This is a genomic window from Lentzea sp. NPDC051213, assembly GCF_044455585.1.
Taxonomy (GTDB): Bacteria; Actinomycetota; Actinomycetes; order Mycobacteriales; family Pseudonocardiaceae; genus Lentzea.
In genome coordinates this window covers 199,131-218,113 of sequence record NZ_JBITEX010000001.1, presented here as the reverse complement: position 1 = coordinate 218,113, position 18,983 = coordinate 199,131, and the positions used below count along the sequence as shown (strand labels likewise).

Below are 18,983 nucleotides of genomic sequence, written 5' to 3'. Positions count from 1 at the left end.
ATCGTGGTGCAGGCAGTCACGGCACTAGCGAGGTTCGGCGGCCCGGCGACGCAGCTCCACGACGACCGGATCGTCGCTGGGCCCGCCCCGCAACCTCTCCGCCTCGTCCAGGGTGGCCAGCGCCAGCCGTTGCTCACCCTGGGCGAGCAGCCAGTCCGCGTAGAACTCCATCACGATCGCGCGCGCCGGCCCGTCCGCGCTGTTCTCGACCGTGCGCATCGCGTCCGCGTGCTCCCGGCCCGCCTCCTCCAGGTGACCGAGGCGGGTCAGCGCTAGCCCGAGTCCGGCGTGGACGGTCGCGCGGAACTGGCTCGCCGGCGAGCCGACGGTGGCGTCGAGCGCCTGCCGGTACAGCGCGACGGCCTCCTCGAAGTCGCCTTTCCAGTACGCCATCTCGCCGTGCGCCTGCGCCAGCCGTCCCCGGTCGAGGTCGATGGTGGGCGGCGGCACCAGCGCCAGGTCCCGCAGCGCCCCGTCGAAGTCGCCGGTCCGGATCCGCAGCCGCGCCGTCAGCACGAGCACCGACATCGGCACCAGTACGGTCTCCGGGTCGCCCAGCTCGGCCGCCACCGCCCGCGCCTCGGACACCGCCTTGAACCCCTCGGCGAACCCACCGCGGGTGATCAGCACCATGACCAGGCACGACAGCCCGAACACCACGGCCCACCGATCGCCGACCGCGCGGAACCGCTCGATGGCCCGCCGGTACGCGGCCTCGGCCAGCGGCGCCGAACCCTCGCTGAACTCGCCCGCCACCACACCGCGGATGAGCGCCGAGAACGCGCGCATCCACTCGTCCGCGGACTTCTCCAGCCGGTCCGCGAGCGCGGTGAGACGCCCACCCAGTTCGGCCTCGCCCCACACCTGACCGCTGGTCAGCATCAACGCGCACAACGCCGTCGGGACGTCCTCCTCCCACAACCGCTCCGCCGCGGCGACGGCCTGCGGTGTGCCGAGCGTGGCCAGCACCTCCGACAGCGGATCGCCCTGCGTGAGCGGCGCCCAGCGGCGGATCTCCTCGAACCGCTTGGTCATCACCAGCCAGTGCCACGTGCGGGCGGCCATCATCCGCCGCGCGATCCCCACGTCGTTGCGCACCGCCCACGCCTGCGCCGCGTCGAGGTTGGCCCGTTCCGCCTCGAACACCTCCAGCGCCTCGAGCTGACGCGGCCCGCGCAGCAACGGTTCGTTCCGCTCGGCCAGCGCCACGTAGTAGGCCGCGTGCTTCGCGGAATCCGTCTGTTCGTGCTCCAACGCGTACTCGCGCACGGTCTCCAGCAGCCGGTACCGCTCCCCCGCCCGCACGACCAGCGACTTCTCGACGAGCGCGGCCAGCAGGTCCTCGGTGTCCCAGAGGTCCTGATCTTGTCGGGGGTCCTGAGTAAGTTGAGTTGCAGGGGTTCCCGGCCAGGGGGTACCCCTGCGCAAGCCCGCCCCGCACACGAAATGCACCGCCGCGGCCGAGGCGCCGCCCACGAACACCGCCAGCCGCGCCAGCAACGCCCGCTCGGCGGCGGACAACAGCTCCCAGCTCCAGTCGATCACCGCCCGCAGCGTCCGGTGCCGCGCCGGCCCGGTCCGCGCGCCCCGGTCCAGCAGCCGCAGCCGACTGTCCACACGCGACTCCAGCTGCGCCACCGACAGCGACCGCGCCCGTGCCGCCGCCAGCTCCAGCGCCAGCGGAATCCCGTCCAGCGCAACGCAGACCCGCCGCACCACGGCAGGATCGAGCGCCGACCCGACCCGCGCCGAGAACAACCGCACGGCATGATCCAGATCCAGCGGCGCCACCGGATGCACGACCTCGCCCGGAATCCCCAGCGGCTCCCGCGACGTGGCCAGCACCCGAGCGTCCGGCGCCTCGGCGAGCAACCTCGAACACAGCCCGGCCGCCGCGTCCACGACGTGCTCGCAGTTGTCCAGCACCACGAGCGCCGACCCGAGCCGCTCGAACACCGGCGTCGCCAGCGGGTTCGGTCCCAGCGCGGCGTCCAGCGCCGCCAGCGGGTCCGCCGCGGAGTCCAGCTCGACGAACCACGCCTCCGGCAGAGCCGAGGCGAAGGTCAACGCCAGCCGCGTCTTCCCTACCCCGCCGAACCCGGTCAGCGTGACCAGCCTGTTGTCCCGCAACAGCAGGTCCAGCCGCGCGAGGTCGGCAGAACGCCCCACGAACGATCCGACCGGCGCCGGCAGGTTGCCGCGCACGGAACGTTCCCGCAGCACGGTCAGGTGCGCGGAAGCCAGCGCCTCGCCGGGATCCACGCCCAGCGAGTCGGCCAGATCCGCCCGGACCCGTTCGAACACGGCCAGCGCGTCCGACCGCCGCCCCGCCGCGTGCAGGGCCAGCATCAACCGCGCCTGCACGTCCTCCCGCAACGGATGCGCGGCGGCAAGCGCCTCCACACCCGCGAGGTCGGAACGCAACAACGCCAGCCGCACGGCCTCGTCGACCGCGAACGGCGCCTCCTCGAACGCCGCCCCGCGCCACAACGCCGGGTTCAGGGTGCGCTCGAACTCCTCGACGTCCACCGGAACGTCGAGCCGGTACCCGAGAGCGTGCGACGAGATCGCCGAAGCACCCAGCGTCCGCCGCAACCGCGACACCAGCGACTGCAACGCAGCGGACCCGTCGACCGGAGCAGCGTCCGGCCACAGATCCGCGATCAGCCGCTCACCGGCGACCACCCGCCCCGGCTCCATCGCGAGCCGGATCAGCAGCCACCGCAGCCGCTTCCCGCGCACCTCGAGAACGGCCCCGTCGTCCGCGAGGACCACGAGCGGCCCGAGCACGTTGACCCGCATCAGGCCCGCCGCACCCCGACGACCACCGCGCCAGCCACGAGCGCGGCGCCGATCAGCCCCGCCCACAGCACGGACGGCGTGACCTGGTTGTGCCCCAACGCGTCCAGCACCCACCCGAACGGGGTCGCCCGCCCCAGCGGGTACGTCAGCACCACGATCGAGAACACCGCCAGCACAGTCCGTCCGACAGCCTCGAACACCGGCCGCGCGAACATCAATCCGACTCCGACACCCAGCAACGCACACACAGTATGCGCGCCGAGTCCGACAAAAAATTCGCCGGCCGTGTACGGCCGTGGACTCGCGACCACCGCCCACACCGTCGCCACCGCGGCGAACGCCAGCCCGAACAGCACCGCCGTCACGGCCACCGCCGTCAGCACCCGTGACCACCCGCCGGCCGACACGACGGTGATCTCCCGCCGCACCTGGTCCTCGGACGTCGCCACGACCACACCCAGCCAGGCACCGATCGGGTAGATCAACGCCGCCGACCCGGCGAACGCCGACAACTGCGGACCGGGGTCGTAGGCGAACAACATCCCCAGCACACCGAAGAAGATCAGCAGCGGTGCCAAATACCGTTGCCCCCGCAGGACATCAGCCGCGAGATACCGCACCAGGGAGATCACCGCACGCTCCGCACCGAACATCCGAGCCGCAACGCCTCGGCCAGCACGTGGTCGCTCCGGTCCGGTGCCACCACCACCCGTGCCGACGACCCGCGCGGCACCACAGACCGCACGCCCTCCAACGCCTCCAACGCATCCAGCCCCACCACCCGGCTGAGCTCGATCGTCACGTGCCCACCCGCGAGATCCACCCGCGTGGCCTCGGCGAGATGCCCCTCGTGGTCGGCGACCAGCGCGGTCCTGCCCTGCAGCAACGTCACCAGCTCATCGGACGCCGCCGGGTCGAGCCCGGTCCACGGCTCGTCGAGCACCAGCACGTCCGAAGCCAGGAACGCCTGCGCCAGCGCGACTTTCTGCGCGTTGCCCTTGGACAGCTGCGCCATCGGGGCCGTCAGCGAACCGACGAACCCCAGTCGTTCCAGGACATCGGTGGCCGCGGCACCACGAATTCGTCCCATGTGCGCCAAATACGCCGAAGCGGACATCTTCACGTCCGACGGAAACCGCTCCGGCACGTACCCGACCAACGCGGGCCGCGTGACGCGTCCGGACGTCGGCCTGAGGATCCCGGCCGCGATCTTGAGCAACGTGGACTTGCCGGTGCCGTTCGCGCCGGTCAGCACGACCAGGCCGGCGACCTCCAGGGTGAGGTCGCGCAGCACCCAGGGACCACGCCCGTACCGCTTGGAGACCTGATCGAGAAGCACCCCGCCAAGATAACCATCCGCGGCGACCTAACCGTGGGCGTTCTAACCGTTGGCGTTTCCGAGGATGTTCGAGCCCGGCTCCTGCGGCCCCTTGCTCGCGAACGCACCCCGCACGGCCGCGCGCAGCTCGGCCCTGCTGATCCTGCCGTCACCGTCGGCGTCGATCTGGTGGAACGCGCCGGCGGCGATCCCGGGGTCGATCCCGACCGATCCGTAGACGACGACCATCTCTGACTCCACCAGGGCACCGTCACCGTCGGCGTCCGCCGCGCCGAACAGGCTGTCCGCCGCGGCGGAGACCGCGTCGAGGTAGTGCGAGTCCTCCAGCAACCCCTGATCGACCGCGTCGATGTACTCGTCGCGGGTGATCCGGCCGTCCTCGTCGACGTCGACCTGTTTGCGGATCTGCTCCCACCAGCCCAGGTAGCCGTCGGACAGCGACTGCGCCTGCGGCGATCCCTCCGGGTGGTGCAGCGCCGACTTCAGGCGGGTGACCACGGCGACGAAGTCCGCCCTGGTGATCACGCCGCTGCCATCGGTGTCGAGGACGTCGAAGACCGAGCTGATGTTCTTGCGCTGGAGTTCGCTCAGCATGCGGTCGACGCTAGCAGTTCAAACGGACCCAAATGTTCCTACGAAGGAGTGGACCGCACACGCACCTCGTAACTTAGGGCGACCTTGCTTGAACCGGCTTACAGGACAAGCGTACTGTTTGGGGTCGAGGGGCAGCGCTCGACCCGTTGAGGAAGACTTGCCCCGTACCCCGAACTGACCACTGCGCTGTCACCAGATGGAGTTGCACGTGACTGCACCAGCTAGCAAGGACAGCTTCGGCGCCCGCGGCACGCTCAACGTCGGCGACGCCTCGTACGAGGTGTTCCGGCTGAGCGCCGTGGAGGGCGCCGAGCGTCTTCCGTTCAGCCTGAAGATCCTGCTGGAGAACCTGCTGCGGACCGAGGACGGCGCGAACATCACCGCCGACCACGTGCGCGCGCTCGCCAACTGGGACCCCACCGCCGAGCCCAGCACCGAGATCCAGTTCACGCCTGCCCGCGTCGTGATGCAGGACTTCACCGGCGTCCCCTGCGTCGTCGACCTGGCGACCATGCGCGAGGCCGTGACCCAGCTCGGCGGCGACGCCGAGAAGGTGAACCCGCTCGCGCCCGCCGAGCTCGTGATCGACCACTCGGTCATCGCCGACATCTTCGGCCGCCCGGACGCGTTCGAGCTGAACGTCGACCTCGAGTACGAGCGCAACCGCGAGCGCTACCAGTTCCTGCGCTGGGGCCAGACCGCGTTCGACGAGTTCAAGGTCGTCCCGCCCGGCACCGGCATCGTGCACCAGGTCAACATCGAGCGGCTCGCGAGCGTCGTCATGGTCCGCAAGGGCCAGGCGTACCCGGACACCCTGGTGGGCACCGACTCGCACACCACGATGGTCAACGGCCTGGGCGTGCTGGGCTGGGGCGTCGGTGGCATCGAGGCCGAGGCCGCGATGCTCGGCCAGCCGGTCTCCATGCTGATCCCGCGCGTGGTGGGCTTCAAGCTCTTCGGTGAGCTGCCCCCCGGCGCCACCGCCACCGACCTCGTGCTCACGATCACCGAGATGCTGCGCAAGCAGGGCGTCGTCGGCAAGTTCGTCGAGTTCTACGGCGAGGGCGTCGGCGCCGTGCCGCTGGCCAACCGCGCCACCATCGGCAACATGTCGCCGGAGTTCGGTTCCACCGTCGGCATCTTCCCGATCGACAGCGAGACCACCGACTACCTGCGCCTGACCGGCCGTTCCGAGGAGCAGATCGCGCTCGTCGAGGCCTACGCCAAGGAGCAGGGCCTCTGGCACGACCCGTCCCGCGAGGCCGTCTACTCCGAGACGCTGGAGCTGGACCTGGCGACGATCGTCCCCTCGATCGCCGGCCCGAAGCGCCCGCAGGACCGCATCGAGCTGACGAACTCGAAGGAGGCGTTCCGCCAGGCGCTGGGCGCCTACGTCGCGCACACCGAGTCCGCGGAGCTGACCGGCGTCGACGAGGCCGTCGACGAGTCGTTCCCCGCGAGCGACCCGGCCGCCATCCACGAGGGCGGCAACGGCTCGGGCACGCCGAAGGTCTTCCAGTCCGCCGCCGAGGGCGCCACCGGCCGGGTCTCGAACCCGGTCAAGGTCTCCATCGACGGCAACGAGTTCGAGCTGGACCACGGCGCTGTCGCGATCGCCGCGATCACCTCGTGCACCAACACCTCGAACCCGTCCGTGATGCTCGGCGCGGCCCTGCTCGCGAAGAAGGCCGTCGAGCGCGGCCTCGAGCGCAAGCCGTGGGTCAAGACGACCCTGGCGCCGGGCTCGAAGGTCGTCATGGACTACTACGAGCGCGCCGGCCTCATGCCGTACCTGGAGAAGCTCGGCTTCCACCTGGTCGGTTACGGCTGCACCACGTGCATCGGCAACTCGGGCCCGCTGCAGGAGGAGATCTCCGCGGGCGTGCAGGAAGGCGACCTCGCGGTCGTCTCGGTGCTGTCGGGCAACCGCAACTTCGAGGGCCGGATCAACCCGGACATCAAGATGAACTACCTCGCGTCGCCGCCGCTCGTGGTCGCGTACGCGCTGGCCGGTTCGATGGACAAGGACATCACCACCGAGCCGCTCGGCACCGACACCGAGGGCAAGCCGGTCTACCTGAGCGAGATCTGGCCGTCGCCGCAGGAGATCGCCGAGGTCATCTCGGCCTCGATCTCGCCGGAGGGCTACGCCAAGGGCTACACCGACGTGTTCGCGGGTGACCAGCGCTGGCAGTCGCTGCCGACGCCGACCGGCAACACCTTCGAGTGGGACCCGGAGTCCACCTACGTCCGCAAGCCCCCGTACTTCGAGGGCATGGAGATGGAGCCGAAGCCGGTCACCGAGATCTCGGGTGCCCGCGTCCTCGCGCTGCTGGGCGACTCGGTCACCACGGACCACATCTCCCCCGCCAGCTCGATCAAGGCCGACTCGCCCGCCGGCAAGTACCTGACCGAGCACGGTGTGGAGCGCAAGGACTTCAACTCCTACGGCTCCCGCCGCGGCAACCACGAGGTGATGATCCGCGGCACGTTCGCGAACATCCGCCTGCGCAACCTCCTGCTCGACGACGTCCAGGGCGGCTTCACCCGCAACTTCCTGGAGGCCGACGCCCCGCAGACCACGATCTACGACGCGTCGGTCGCCTACGCCGCCGAGGGCATCCCGCTGGTCGTGCTGGCGGGCAAGGAGTACGGCTCCGGTTCGTCGCGTGACTGGGCCGCCAAGGGCACCTCGCTGCTCGGCGTCCGCGCCGTCATCGCCGAGTCCTTCGAGCGCATCCACCGCTCGAACCTGATCGGCATGGGCGTGCTGCCGCTGCAGTTCCCGGCCGGCGAGAACGCCGCGTCGCTGGGCCTGTCCGGCACCGAGACGTTCGACTTCACCGGCATCACCGAGCTGAACAACGGCACCACGCCGTCGACGGTGCACGTGACCGCCACGAAGCAGGACGGCTCGAAGGTCGAGTTCGACGCGGTCGTCCGCATCGACACGCCCGGCGAGGCCGACTACTACCGCAACGGCGGCATCATGCAGTACGTGCTGCGCAAGATGGTCCGCAGCTAGTCAGCTGACCCGCAAGGGGCCGCTCACCGGATCCGGTGAGCGGCCCTTTGCGTTGCCGGAAACCGTTGGTCATCAAGCGAAGCGCGGACCGCGGTCGTAACGTCGCAAGGGGCAGGCGGCCGCCCACCGGTGCGCCTGCGGTGCGAAGCAGGAAGGGTGAACGATGTTCGTTCAACTGATTCAAGGCGAGGTGGCCGACACCGAACGGGTGCACCAGCAGTTCGACAAGTGGGTGCGCGAGGTCGCGCCGGGCGCGACCGGCTGGCTCGGGTCGACCGCCGGTGTGACGGACAACGGCACGCTGGTCGCGATGGTCAGGTTCGACTCGGCGGAGCACGCCAGGCAGAACAGCGACCGCCCCGAACAGGACCGCTGGTGGTCGGAGACGTCGGGGCTGTTCACGACCGAGGCCAGCTTCATGGACAGCACGGACGTGACGGTCGACGTGCAGGGCAACCCCGAGCAGGCCGAGTTCGTGCAGATCATCGAAGGCAAGACGACGAACCCGGAACGCGGCCGGGAACTGGCCGCCCAGGACGCCGAGAAATGGGCGGAGTACCGGCCCGACGTGCTCGGCAGCGTCCAGGCGGACTTCCCCGGCGGTGCCTACGCGATGGAGCTGTTCTTCACCTCCGAAGGCGACGCCAGGGTGGGCGAGAAGAAGGAACCGCCGGCCGAGTTGAAGGCCCAGATGGAGGAGATGAACGCGCTGAGCGCCGAGCCTCCGAGGTTCTACGACCTCAGGGATCCCTGGAAGTACTCACCAGGCACGAGCTGAAGGCTCGACGAGGCCCTCAGCTGGTCTCTGAAAGCGTCAGGGCCGCTCACCGGATTCGGTGAGCGGCCCTTTGTCTTTGGATCTACGATTCCCGCACCTCGACAGGGCTGGAGGAATCATGAGCTTCAGCGTCCTCGGCGACCTCAACTGGCTCGCCGTCATCGTCGCCACCATCGTCTACTTCGGACTCGGCGGCCTCTGGTACGCCGAGTTCCTCTTCGGCAAGGCCTGGCAGAAGGCCATGGGCTGGGACGGCAACGCACCTGAGGGCGCGGGCGCCGGCATCTACGTGGTCCCGCTCGCCACGTGCTTCGTCGCCACGCTCGCGACGGCGATGCTGGCCGCGGCCAGCGGCACGGACACCGTCGGCGAGGGCATCGTGCTCGCGATCGTCGTCGGCATCGGACTGTCCGCCGCGATCCTCGCGGTCACCGGCATGTTCGACTCGACCAAGCCGGCCGCGATGACGTCGGTCGCGATCAGCGCGGGCTACCACTTCGTCGGTTTGTTGCTGGCCAGCATCATTCTGGCCGTGTGGCGGTAGCGATCCATCGGGAACCGCTCCATCGGTAACGGTGAACGTTCACCCCGCGATGCCAAGTCACCCTGAACACCGCGGGAGATGGCATGAGCTTGACCGTGCTCGGCGACCTGAACTGGCTTGCCGTCATCGTGGCAACGATCGCGTACTTCGCTCTAGGTGCCCTCTGGTACGCGGACTTCGCTTTCGGCAGGGCCTGGCAACGAGCCGCCGGCTGGGACCTGAACCCACCGGAGGACGCGCGCGCGGGCATCTACGTCGTCCCGCTGGCCACCTGCTTCGTCGCGACGCTCGCGACGGCGATGATCGGTGCCGCGTCCGGCACCGACAACATCATGGAAGGCATCCTGCTCGGGCTCGTCGTCGGTGTCGGCGTCGCCCTGCCGGTCATCTTCGTGGCGGGCACCTTCGACATGACGAAGCCCGCGCCGGTGACGTTCGCGGCCATCGGCTCGGGCTATCACATCGTCGGGCTGGCGCTCGCCGGAGCGATCCTGGGGCTCTGGACCTAGGCGCCGTTGCGCCGGGCGTACCTGGCCGCTTCCGCCCTGTTCGGGACGCGCAGTTTGCGCAGCACGGAAGCGACGTGGTGCTCGACCGTCCGGCGGGACAGGAACAGTTCCTCAGCGATCTCGGTGTTGCGCCGCCCGTCGGCGAGCAGGGTCAGCACCTCGCGTTCCCGCGCGCTGAGACCGTCCGCGCCGGTGGAGGTCGGCCGCCGGGGGATGTCGCGGACGCCGTGGCTGCGCAGGCGCTTGGCGGTCGCATCGCGCATCGGCTGGGCTCCCAGCCTGTCGAACTCGGTGAGAGCTTCGCGCAGAAGCCTTTCGTCGCCGCTGTCCACCAGCGCGACCGCTGCCTCGTACGGGCAGCCGACCTGCCGCCAAAGCAGCGCGGCCTCCTCGTGGAAACCGTTGAGCTGCAACCGATACGGCTCAGCCGCCCCGGCCGGCACCGCCGATCCGGCGCCGGTGCGCGACAGCAGGTGAGCGAGCGCGCCCAGGTGCCACGGCTCTCCCTGCTCCAGCGCCGCCGGCAGAGCAGGGGCGACGATCGCGCGCAGTTCGTCGAGATCGCCCGCGTACCAAGCGGTTTCGGCCAGTGCGCGAGTCGCGCCGACCAGCCACCCGACGACGGGTTCGGCGTTGACCATGGCCGGTCGCACGCGCGTGAGCAGCTGGTGCGAGTCGGGGTCACCACGGCGGGCGCGCAGCGTGCAGAGCACCACCATGCTGATCATCGTGCGGCCGTCGTCCACAGCGGCCGATCGGAGCACCTCGGAGGCGAGCGCCTCGGCCTCGTCCCAGCAGCCCTGGTCGAGCAGCGCACGTGCCCGGAACGCGCGCAGCCACTGGCGCCAGACCTCCTGGCCGTGGTCCTCCGTGAACGCGATCGCCTCGGCGTACCACTGGTCGGCCTGCCGGTACCAGCGACGCGTCACGCAGATCAGCTGCGCCCAGAAGTACGCGAGCCCGGCCTCGTCGTGCGCACCGGCCGCGCGGGTCAGCCGGACGGTCTCGCCGATGAGGTCGAGACCCCGCAGATCCCCGTTCTGCGCGCGGCCGATGCCGATCGACAAGGCGGCCAACGCGCGCACGAGCGGACTGTCGCCAACGAGCGCCCGCTCTCCCCACGCGATGGCCTCGTCGTTGCGGAACCCCATCGCCGCGAACTTCCCGCGCACCGCACAAGCGAGCGCGAAGTCGGGTCCGGGCGGCAGACCGGTGAGCACCTCGACGGCCTGATCGCTCGATCGTTCGCCGAGCGGGATCTCCCGCGCCAGGTGCAGGGCGGTGATCGCGAGACCCACCAGTGCCGTGCCCTGGCCGCGCCGGTCACCGATCGACGTCCTCGCCGCCACGGCCTCCCGCCACCAGCTCAGCGCGCCCTCCAGGTCGTCGGCCAGGTGACACTGCCGGCCGAGTCCTTCGAGCAACTCCGCCCGTAGCGTGCTGTCCCCACACACGTCCAGCGCTCGCCGCAGTTGCGCGGCCGCTTCCTTGTGCGCACCCAGCGCCGACGCCTGCTCAGCCGCCGCACGGGCGTGGGTGAGCAACGCAGTTCGGTCCTGGGCGAGCGACGCGTGGCCGGCCAGCCGGGCGGGCTCGACCTCACCGGGCGGACAGGTTCCCAGCACCGTCAGCGCCTGCCGGTGCAGCCACGCGGCACGACCCGGTGCGATCGCCTGCTCCACCGTCACGCGGGCGAGTTCGTGCCGGAACGACACCACCCCGCCGTCGGCGACCACCAGGCCGCGGTCGGCACACTCGTCGAGATCGGCCGGCGGACGGCCCGACACCGCCTCGACCACCCACGGCGCGGCACGGGGCCCGAGGCAGGCGAGAGCGTCCAGCACCTCGCGCGCACCCGGTGCCAGCCGGGCCGCCCTGGCCAGCACCGCGTCCCGGACGGTGGCGGGCACGGTCGCGGCGCCGTCGCCCAGCACCTCGGTCACGAAGAACGCGTTGCCGCCCGTGCGGTCGTGCAGTTCGGTGGGGTCGACCTCGGAGCCCTCCGCCAGCGCGGTGACCGCGGCGAGCGAAAGCGGCGGCACGGCCAGCCTGCGGACCACGGGCACGGTCGACAGGTCGCCGGCCAGCACGCGCAGCGGATGGCGGACGCCGACCTCGTCGTCCCGGTACACCACGACGACCATCGCCGGGCACTGCCCGATGCGCCGCCCCAGGAACCGCAGCAGGTCGAGCGTGCCCTCGTCCGCCCACTGCGCGTCGTCCAGCACGACGAGGGTGGCGGTCTCGCGCAGCTCGTCGAGGAACAGGCGGCGGATCTCGACCGGATCGCCGGTCAGCGCACACGGCAGGTCCATGTCACGCACAGGGCCCAGCGGCACCGGGGCTGTGAGCGGTTCGCAGGTGCCGCGCAGCAGCCGGCCGGCGACGTGGCTGCCGAAAGCGTCGACCAACGCCGTCTTGCCCGCGCCCGCGTCACCGCCCACGAGCACGAGCCGGCCGTGCCCGGCGACGGCCTCGTCCCACCACGAGGCCAGCGCGGCACGCTCGCGGTCGCGCTCCACCAGCGCGGTTGTGCCCACGCGCAGATGGTAGGTAGTCGGCGAGTGGAATAGGTACTCACCACGGATGTCGTGGGTGCGCACCCGGCCGCACGCTCCTCGGCATGGACTACGACGTGATCATCGTGGGAGCGAGCATCGCCGGTTGCACGGCTGCGACGCAGTACGGACGCGCAGGCCTGCGCGTCGCGTTGCTGGAAAGACATCGCAGCCCGCAGGCGCACAAGACGCTGTGCGGGCACTTCATCCTCGGCGGCACGCACGACGTGTTGCGCCGCCTGGACTTCTGGCAGCCGATGCTCGATCGCGGCGCGGCCGTCACCACCGGGCTGGGCGTGTGGACGGACGCCGGGTGGATCGTGCCGGCAGCCGATCACGGTGTTCCGCCCGCGATCAGCCTGCGGCGCAGCAAGCTCGACCCGTTGCTGCGCGAGATCGCGGCCGGCACGCCCGGCGTGGACCTGCTGATGGGGCAGAAGGTGGTCGGTCTGGTCGAGAACGGTGCGGTCAGCGGCGTCGTCACGGATGACGGCACCAGGCTGCACGCCCGTCTCGTCGTCGGTGCGGACGGCCACCACTCGACGGTCGCACGCCTCGCCGGTGTGCCCGAGGACGTCGCCCCGAACGAGCGCTTCCTGTTCTGGGCCTACTACGAGGGCGCGGAGATGATGGGCCCCGGTGACGGCCAGTTGTGGCAGCTCGACCCGGACATCGCCGTGTGCGTCCAGGTCGACGACGGTCTCACCCTGGTCGGCGTGTTCCCGGCGAAGGAGCGGCTGGCCGAGTTCGCCGAAGACCGGCTCGCCGCGTTCGACAGGTTCGTCGCACGCCTGCCCGGCGGCCCGACGCTCTCCTGCGCCCGCCGAGTGTCGAACCTGGTCGGCACGACCGACTACCCGTGCGTGCGGCGGTCACCGGTGCCACGGCCGGGTCTCGCGCTGGTCGGCGACGCGGCCACCGCCTCGGACCCCGTGCCGGCGGTGGGGTGCGGCTGGGCCTTCCGCAGCGCGGCGTGGCTCACGGACGCCACGGCCGACACGCTGCGCGACGGCGGTGACCTCGGGCGTGCGTTGCGGCGTTATCGCCGCGCACACCGGTTCATCGACAGGTACGACGACCTCGGCCGGCAGGACGCCCTCGCCAAGCCGCCCAACGCGTTGCAGCGGGCCATCCGCACCGCCGCCGTCACCGATCAACAGATCGCTCGCAGGCTGGCCGCGTTCGGAATGCGGGCCGAGGCGCCGTCGGTGCTGCTCAACCCCGGGGTCGTCGCGCGGGCACTGCTCACCCGCCGGGCAGCTCGGCCGGCGTGACCCGGCGCTGCGCGATGGCCCGCAGCAGGTCCAGGTCCGGTGTCGCCTCGCCGGGATCGTCCGGCCACTCGCCGACGACCTCGGCCGCCCACCGCGACCACTTCGCCAGCATGTCCGCGAGATCGGTCACGAACCTGCCGGTCAGGATGATGGCGGCGAGGCGCTCGGGGAACGGGCCGCCCTGCTCGGTGTAGAGGCGGGCGAACGCGACGTTCTCTGCGTTCTGCCGCTCGGCCCAGAGCCGGATGGCGTCGATGTTGGCCAGCACGTCACGTGTGGTGGCGTGCTCGGCGAAGAAGACCTTGAGCATCGCCTCGAACTCCACCACCGGCCCGCCGCCGGGTTCCGCGAGCCACGCGGCCAGGGTCTCCCTGCCCTCGGCGGTGATCGAGTAGACGGTGCGGGGGCGCTTGCCGACCCGTTCGGCGGTGGCCTCCGCCAGGCCGAGCGCGGTCAGGCGCTTCGGCTCCTCGTAGATCCGGCTGGCGGCGCGCGGCCAGTAGTGCTTGAGGCTGCGGTCCATCTGCTGCGCCAGCTCGTACGTCGTCCACGGCTTGATCGCGAGCAGCCCGAGGATGGCGTACGAGGTGGTCGTGAGCTCCCTTGACATCATCCTCCTGACAGGAGTAAATAATCCTCCGGTCCGGAGTATAGGGGGTGCACATGCCCACGTTCAGCAAGGTCTCTCACATCTCGTTCTCCGCTCGCGACGCGGACCGCAGTGCCACGTGGTGGAGCGACATCTTCGGCTTGAAGGAGATCGAGCGGGTGCGGGGCGACGGGTGGCGGGCGATCCTGCTCATCCACCCGGCGACCGCGACGATCATCGAGTTCCAGCAGCACTACGCGAACCAGGGCGAAGGGTTCGACCCCGCTCGCACCGGCTTCGACCACCTGGGGTTCAAGGTCGACGACCCCGCCCAGCTCGGCGAGTGGCAGAGCCACTTCGAAGAGCAGGGCGTCACCTACACCCCGGTGGCGCACCACCACTACGGGTCGGTGCTGACGTTCAAGGACCCGGACGGCATCCAGTTCGAGATGTTCTACCGGGCAGACCACCCGTAGCTAGCTGCGCGCCGTCTTGTGCAGCTCACGCAGCGAGCGCACCGACGTGACGGCGTACTCGCGGTCGACGGCCTGCACGGCCATGACCGAGATGTACTCGTCGTCCGGCAGCTCCAGGCGGGCCCACGCGGCACCGTCCGGGAAGCTGACCGACAGGACGTCCTTCCACGCGAAGTGGTGGGACGTCACGACGTTGCGCACGTCGATGCCCTCGGCGTCCGCGGTGACCCTCGGGCGGGCCAGCAGCAGCACCCCGCCCGCGAGCAGGAAGCCGAGCACGATCATCGCGACCTGGTCGGAGGTCCGGAAGATCACGCCGGTCGGGGTGTCGCCCAGCAGCAGTCCGACCACCGTGAACACGACGATCAGGCCGGCCGCGCACGCCCACGCCACCCGGCGGATCTTCTTGGGGCGCAGCACCACGGTCGTCGTCTCCTGGGTCATCACTCGAAACCCCGCTCGGTCCACGGCTGACGCAGGCCGCGCAGCACCAGTGCGGTGTCGATCGCGGCCACGGTCGCCTCGTAGCCCTTGTCCTCCACCGAATCCGGCAGCCCGGCCCGTGCCAGCGCCTGCTCCTCGGTGTTGGTCGTCAGCACGCCGTTGCCGACCGGCGTCGACTCGTCCAGCGCCACGCGCGTGAGGCCGTCCGTCACCGAGTCGCACACGTACTCGAAGTGCGGGGTGCCACCGCGGATGACCACGCCCAGCGCGACCACCGCGTCGTGGTGACGCGCGAGTTCCTGCACGACAACGGGAAGCTCGATCGCTCCCGCGACACGCACGACGGTCGTGTCGACACAACCGGCGTCCTCGGCGGCTTTCAGCGCACGCTCGACGAGCTGGTCGGTGATCTTGGTGTGCCAGCGCGTCGCCGCGATCGCGACGCTCAGGCCCTTGCCGTCGAGCCGGGTCTGCTCTGGACGGCCCTCGCCGCTCATTCCTGGTCCTCCGTAGCGGAAACAACGGCCTCGTACTGCTCCAGCTGGTGCAGCTCGTGGCCCATCCGGTCGCGCTTGGTGCGCAGGTACCGCAGGTTCTCCGGGTTCGGGGAGATCGGCAGCGGCACCCGGTCGATCACCCGCAGACCGTAGCCAGCCTCGAGTCCCACGCGTTTCGCGGGGTTGTTCGTCAGCAGCCGCATGGACTTGATGCCGAGGTCGGCGAGGATCTGCGCGCCCGTGCCGTAGTCGCGCGCGTCAGCCGGCACGCCCAGTGCCAGGTTCGCGTCCACGGTGTCCGCGCCCTGGTCCTGCAGCTGGTAGGCCTGCAGCTTGTGCATCAGGCCGATGCCGCGACCCTCGTGGCCGCGCATGTACAGCACGACGCCACGTCCTTGTGCCGCAACGGCTTCCAGCGCCGCGTCGAGCTGCGGGCCGCAGTCGCAGCGCAGCGAGCCGAACACGTCACCGGTGAGGCACTCGGAGTGCACGCGCACCAGCACGTCCTCGCCGTCGCCGACGTCGCCGTAGACCAGCGCGACGTGCTCGATGCCGTCCAGCAGGCTGTCGTAGCCGACCGCGGTGAACACGCCGTGCGCGGTCGGGATGCGTGCCTCGGCGACCCGTTCCACCTGGGTCTCGACCCGGCGGCGGTACGCGATCAGGTCCGCGATCGAGATGATCGCGAGATCGTGGTCGGCCGCGAACACCTCGAGCTCGTCGCGGCGGGCCATTTCCTCCTCGACCTTCTGCGACACGATCTCGCAGAGCACACCGGCCGGAGACAGTCCCGCGAGGCGCGCGAGGTCGATGGAGGCCTCGGTGTGGCCGGGCCGGCGCAGCACGCCACCGTCCTTGGCGCGCAACGGCACCACGTGGCCGGGCCGGTTGAAGTCGGTGGCCTTGGACGTCGGGTCGGCGAGCAGCCGGATCGTGCGGGCGCGGTCGGCGGCCGAGATGCCCGTGCTGATGCCCTCACGGGCGTCGACCGTGACCGTGTACGCGGTGCCGCGCTGGTCCTGGTTCGTGTGGTACATCGGCGGCAGGTCGAGGCGGTCGCAGTCGGAGTCCGTCAGCGCCACGCAGACGTACCCGGAGGTGTAGCGGACCATGAACGCGAGCAGCTCCGGCGTCGCCTTCTCGGCGGCGAAGATCAGGTCGCCCTCGTTCTCGCGGTCCTCGTCGTCGACGACGACCACGGGCCGCCCGGCGGCCATGTCCTTGATCGCCCGCTCGATGTCCGCGAAGTCGGTGCTCACTGGGTCTCCTCGCCCGCAATACCCCGCAGGTGCGGGATGGCCAGTCGTTCAACGTACTTCGCCAGCACGTCGACCTCCAGGTTCACCACGTGGCCCGGCAGGCGGTGCCCGAGCGTGGTGAGGTCGAGCGTGGTGGGGATCAGGCTGACGGTGAACTGGTCCTCGGAGACGCTCACGACCGTGAGCGAGACGCCGTCGACCGTGATGGAGCCCTTCTCCACGACGTAGCGGGCGAGGTTCGGGGGCAGTCCGATGTGGACCATCTCCCAGTGCTCCGCCTTCTCCCGCGCGAGAATCAGCCCCGTGCCGTCGACGTGGCCCTGCACGATGTGGCCACCGAGCCGCTGGCCGACCGCGGCCGCGCGCTCCAGGTTGACCTTGTCGCCCTCCGCGATCTTCGCGAGGCTGCTGCGCACGAGGGTCTCGCGCATCACGTCGGCGGTGAAGGTGTTGTTCTCGACCTCCACGACGGTGAGGCAGACGCCGTTCACCGCGATGGAGTCGCCGTGCTTCGCGTCGCTGGTCACGATCGGCCCGGCGATGCGGATCCGTGCCGCGTCCGGCAGGTCCTGCGTCGCGACGACGTGGCCGAGTTCCTCGACGATCCCGGTGAACACCGCTCCTCCTAAATTTGCGGAACCGCGCTGATCCGCAAGTCTGGTCCGCTCATGGTGACGTCTTCTACGGTCAACCGGACAGCGTCCGTGATGGTTGACACCCCAGCGTCCAGCACCGCCGCCGGCCCGTCCCCCAGCAGCACCGGCGCGACGTAGGCGAGCACGCGGTCGATCCGCCCCGCGCGCAGGAACGCGCCGGCCACCGTCGGGCCACCCTCGAGCAGCACGTCCACCACCCCACGGCCGGCCAGCTCCGCCAGCACCTCGTCCGGGTCGTGCGTGCGCAGGTGTAGCGCGGTGTGCTGGAGTTTGGCTCCATCCGGCAGGTCGCTCTTGCCCACGACCACGGGCAACGGCTGGCGGGGCAGCGGCATTCCGTCCGCGTCCCTGGCCGTCAGCGCGGGGTCGTCCTTACGGACAGTGTTCGTGCCGACGATGATGGCGTCCAGCTTCGTGCGCAGTTCGTGGACCTGTTTGCGAGAGATCTCCGAGCTGATCCACTGGCTGGTGCCGTCCTGCGCCGCGATCCGGCCGTCCAGCGACGCCGCGTACTTCCACGTGACGTGCGGGCGGCCCGTGCGCGCGTAGTGCAGCCACGCCCTGAGGGGGCCGTTGCTGACCAGGTCCGCACTGAGACCGCTGTCGACGGTGATGCCGGCTTGCCTGAGCAGGTCCGCGCCGCCCGCAGCCCTGGGGTTCGGGTCGCTGAGAGCGTGGATGACGTGCTTGATGCCCGCTTCGATGAGCGCTTCGGTGCACGGCGGCGTACGGCCGTAGTGCGAGCACGGTTCGAGGGTGACAACGGCCGTGCCGCCCTGAGCCTTCGTGCCCGCTTCCTTGAGTGCCATCACCTCGGCGTGCGCGCCACCGATCGGTTGCGTGCCGCCGAACCCGACCGCGTTGCCGCGTTCGTCGAGGATGACGCAGCCGACCGGCGGATTGGGGCTGGTAGTGCCCCGCACCCGCTCGCTCTCCGCGATGGCCAGCGCCATCGCGTCCTCAGGCGTCATGCTTTCCAGCTGCCTGGGCGCGGGCTGCCTGGGCGCGCAGTGCCTCGACGGCCTTGCCGGGATCGGCGGCGTCGTACACGGCGGAGCCGGCGACGAAGCAGTCCACCCCGGCCTGCGCGGCCTGTTCGATGGTGTCGGCGTTGATGCCGCCGTCGATCTCGACCAGCAGCTTCAGGTGCCCGGTGTCGACCAGGTGGCGTGCCTGGCGCACCTTGTCCAGCACGTCGGCCATGAAGCTCTGCCCACCGAAGCCCGGCTCGACCGACATCACCAGCAGCGTGTCGTAGTGCTTCAGGACGTCCACGTACGGCTCGAGCGGGGTGCCGGGCTTGATGCTGAGTCCGGCCTTGCTGCCTGCCGCTTTGAGGTTCTTGGCGAGGCTCACCGGGTCGTTCGCCGCCTCGACGTGCACGGTCACGTTGTACGCGCCGGCCTCCGCGTACCCGATGGCCCAGCGGTCCGGGTCCTCGATCATCAGGTGGCAGTCGATCGGGATGTCGGTCACCTTGAGCAGCGACTTCACCACCGGCAGGCCGAGCGTCAGGTTCGGCACGAAATGGTTGTCCATGACGTCGACGTGGATCCAGTCCGACGTGGGCACCGCGGCGAGCTCGTCGGCGAGGCGCGCGAAGTCGGCGGACAGGATGCTGGGGGCGATCATCGGCGTG

The 18,983-nt window shown here is 70.5% G+C and carries 18 protein-coding genes; 6 read left to right on the top strand and 12 right to left on the bottom strand.

The annotated features are described in order from the left end of the window. Positions 1–24: 24 nt before the first annotated feature. From ACIA8G_RS01030 to ACIA8G_RS01015, 4 genes are read right to left on the bottom strand one after another with little or no spacing between them, the layout of a single operon-like run. Positions 25–2,802, bottom strand: a complete 2,778-nt coding sequence (locus tag ACIA8G_RS01030) for a BTAD domain-containing putative transcriptional regulator (protein ID WP_396416192.1) — start codon at positions 2,800–2,802, stop codon at positions 25–27. Then, on the bottom strand, positions 2,802–3,434 hold the full coding sequence (locus ACIA8G_RS01025) for a hypothetical protein (protein ID WP_396416191.1): 633 nt from the start codon (positions 3,432–3,434) through the stop codon (positions 2,802–2,804). Before ACIA8G_RS01025 ends, ACIA8G_RS01030 begins: the two co-directional genes overlap by 1 nt. Then, entirely contained in the window at positions 3,431–4,141 is a 711-nt protein-coding gene (locus ACIA8G_RS01020) for an ATP-binding cassette domain-containing protein (RefSeq protein WP_396416190.1), read from the bottom strand. The genes ACIA8G_RS01025 and ACIA8G_RS01020 overlap by 4 nt, the downstream gene beginning before the upstream one ends. A gap of 42 nt (positions 4,142–4,183) precedes the next feature. Beyond that, positions 4,184–4,735, bottom strand: coding sequence for an EF-hand domain-containing protein (locus ACIA8G_RS01015; RefSeq protein ID WP_396416189.1), 552 nt, complete (start codon positions 4,733–4,735; stop codon positions 4,184–4,186). 208 nt (positions 4,736–4,943) lie between these two features. Here ACIA8G_RS01015 and ACIA8G_RS01010 point away from each other — a divergent pair, with 208 nt between their 5' ends. The 4 genes from ACIA8G_RS01010 (at position 4,944) to ACIA8G_RS00995 (ending at position 9,591) form a co-directional block, all read left to right on the top strand. Continuing rightward, entirely contained in the window at positions 4,944–7,760 is a 2,817-nt protein-coding gene (locus tag ACIA8G_RS01010; protein WP_396416188.1) for an aconitate hydratase, read from the top strand. A 163-nt stretch (positions 7,761–7,923) separates the two neighbouring features. Beyond that, positions 7,924–8,538 (top strand): hypothetical protein, encoded by a 615-nt coding sequence (locus tag ACIA8G_RS01005; protein WP_396416187.1) that lies wholly within the window; start codon positions 7,924–7,926, stop codon positions 8,536–8,538. Between the two features lie 118 nt (positions 8,539–8,656). Next, positions 8,657–9,082, top strand: a complete 426-nt coding sequence (locus ACIA8G_RS01000) for a DUF1761 domain-containing protein (protein ID WP_396416186.1) — start codon at positions 8,657–8,659, stop codon at positions 9,080–9,082. Positions 9,083–9,165: 83 nt separating this feature from the next. Next, complete coding sequence (locus tag ACIA8G_RS00995; RefSeq protein ID WP_396416185.1) at positions 9,166–9,591, top strand: DUF1761 domain-containing protein; 426 nt, start codon at positions 9,166–9,168, stop codon at positions 9,589–9,591. On the opposite strand, the gene ACIA8G_RS00990 is transcribed toward ACIA8G_RS00995, so the two are convergent. Beyond that, positions 9,588–12,131, bottom strand: a complete 2,544-nt coding sequence (locus ACIA8G_RS00990) for an ATP-binding protein (protein ID WP_396416184.1) — start codon at positions 12,129–12,131, stop codon at positions 9,588–9,590. The two genes, ACIA8G_RS00995 and ACIA8G_RS00990, sit on opposite strands and share 4 nt — an antisense overlap. Positions 12,132–12,214: 83 nt before the next feature. Here ACIA8G_RS00990 and ACIA8G_RS00985 point away from each other — a divergent pair, with 83 nt between their 5' ends. Continuing rightward, positions 12,215–13,423 (top strand): FAD-dependent oxidoreductase, encoded by a 1,209-nt coding sequence (locus ACIA8G_RS00985; RefSeq protein WP_396416183.1) that lies wholly within the window; start codon positions 12,215–12,217, stop codon positions 13,421–13,423. On the opposite strand, the gene ACIA8G_RS00980 is transcribed toward ACIA8G_RS00985, so the two are convergent. Beyond that, positions 13,395–14,033 (bottom strand): PadR family transcriptional regulator, encoded by a 639-nt coding sequence (locus ACIA8G_RS00980; protein WP_396416182.1) that lies wholly within the window; start codon positions 14,031–14,033, stop codon positions 13,395–13,397. The two genes, ACIA8G_RS00985 and ACIA8G_RS00980, sit on opposite strands and share 29 nt — an antisense overlap. Before the next feature lie 53 nt (positions 14,034–14,086). Between ACIA8G_RS00980 and ACIA8G_RS00975 the strand changes: the two genes are divergently transcribed. After that, positions 14,087–14,488 (top strand): VOC family protein, encoded by a 402-nt coding sequence (locus ACIA8G_RS00975; protein ID WP_396416181.1) that lies wholly within the window; start codon positions 14,087–14,089, stop codon positions 14,486–14,488. Here ACIA8G_RS00975 and ACIA8G_RS00970 read toward each other — a convergent pair whose 3' ends face one another. Genes ACIA8G_RS00970 through rpe form a run of 6 tightly spaced genes read right to left on the bottom strand, consistent with a single transcriptional unit; the run spans position 14,489 to position 18,976 of the window. Further along, entirely contained in the window at positions 14,489–14,932 is a 444-nt protein-coding gene (locus tag ACIA8G_RS00970) for a PH domain-containing protein (RefSeq protein ID WP_396416180.1), read from the bottom strand. Then, complete coding sequence (ribH, locus tag ACIA8G_RS00965) at positions 14,932–15,429, bottom strand: 6,7-dimethyl-8-ribityllumazine synthase (protein ID WP_086665621.1); 498 nt, start codon at positions 15,427–15,429, stop codon at positions 14,932–14,934. Before ribH ends, ACIA8G_RS00970 begins: the two co-directional genes overlap by 1 nt. After that, a complete protein-coding gene (locus ACIA8G_RS00960) occupies positions 15,426–16,688 on the bottom strand; it encodes a bifunctional 3,4-dihydroxy-2-butanone-4-phosphate synthase/GTP cyclohydrolase II (RefSeq protein ID WP_396416179.1) in 1,263 nt (420 codons plus the stop codon). Before ACIA8G_RS00960 ends, ribH begins: the two co-directional genes overlap by 4 nt. Further along, complete coding sequence (locus tag ACIA8G_RS00955; RefSeq protein WP_396416178.1) at positions 16,685–17,305, bottom strand: riboflavin synthase; 621 nt, start codon at positions 17,303–17,305, stop codon at positions 16,685–16,687. The genes ACIA8G_RS00960 and ACIA8G_RS00955 overlap by 4 nt, the downstream gene beginning before the upstream one ends. 8 nt (positions 17,306–17,313) lie before the next feature. Next, positions 17,314–18,315: a bifunctional diaminohydroxyphosphoribosylaminopyrimidine deaminase/5-amino-6-(5-phosphoribosylamino)uracil reductase RibD gene (gene ribD, locus ACIA8G_RS00950; protein WP_396416177.1), complete on the bottom strand. Its 1,002-nt coding sequence runs from the start codon at positions 18,313–18,315 to the stop codon at positions 17,314–17,316. Then, the gene (gene rpe / locus ACIA8G_RS00945) at positions 18,305–18,976 is read right to left on the bottom strand and encodes a ribulose-phosphate 3-epimerase (protein ID WP_396416176.1); all 672 of its coding nucleotides are present in this window, start codon (positions 18,974–18,976) and stop codon (positions 18,305–18,307) included. Before rpe ends, ribD begins: the two co-directional genes overlap by 11 nt. Between the last annotated feature and the right edge of the window lie 7 nt (positions 18,977–18,983).

Coding starts and splice junctions, on each gene's coding strand:
- ACIA8G_RS01030 (WP_396416192.1), bottom strand. CDS start 2,802: ATGCGGGTCAACGTGCTCGGGCCGCTCGTGGTCCTCGCGGACGACGGG.
- ACIA8G_RS01015 (WP_396416189.1), bottom strand. CDS start 4,735: ATGCTGAGCGAACTCCAGCGCAAGAACATCAGCTCGGTCTTCGACGTC.
- ACIA8G_RS01005 (WP_396416187.1), top strand. CDS start 7,924: ATGTTCGTTCAACTGATTCAAGGCGAGGTGGCCGACACCGAACGGGTG.
- ACIA8G_RS01000 (WP_396416186.1), top strand. CDS start 8,657: ATGAGCTTCAGCGTCCTCGGCGACCTCAACTGGCTCGCCGTCATCGTC.
- ACIA8G_RS00995 (WP_396416185.1), top strand. CDS start 9,166: ATGAGCTTGACCGTGCTCGGCGACCTGAACTGGCTTGCCGTCATCGTG.
- ACIA8G_RS00985 (WP_396416183.1), top strand. CDS start 12,215: ATGGACTACGACGTGATCATCGTGGGAGCGAGCATCGCCGGTTGCACG.
- ACIA8G_RS00980 (WP_396416182.1), bottom strand. CDS start 14,033: ATGTCAAGGGAGCTCACGACCACCTCGTACGCCATCCTCGGGCTGCTC.
- ACIA8G_RS00975 (WP_396416181.1), top strand. CDS start 14,087: ATGCCCACGTTCAGCAAGGTCTCTCACATCTCGTTCTCCGCTCGCGAC.
- ACIA8G_RS00970 (WP_396416180.1), bottom strand. CDS start 14,932: ATGACCCAGGAGACGACGACCGTGGTGCTGCGCCCCAAGAAGATCCGC.
- ribH (WP_086665621.1), bottom strand. CDS start 15,429: ATGAGCGGCGAGGGCCGTCCAGAGCAGACCCGGCTCGACGGCAAGGGC.
- ribD (WP_396416177.1), bottom strand. CDS start 18,315: ATGACGCCTGAGGACGCGATGGCGCTGGCCATCGCGGAGAGCGAGCGG.
- rpe (WP_396416176.1), bottom strand. CDS start 18,976: ATGATCGCCCCCAGCATCCTGTCCGCCGACTTCGCGCGCCTCGCCGAC.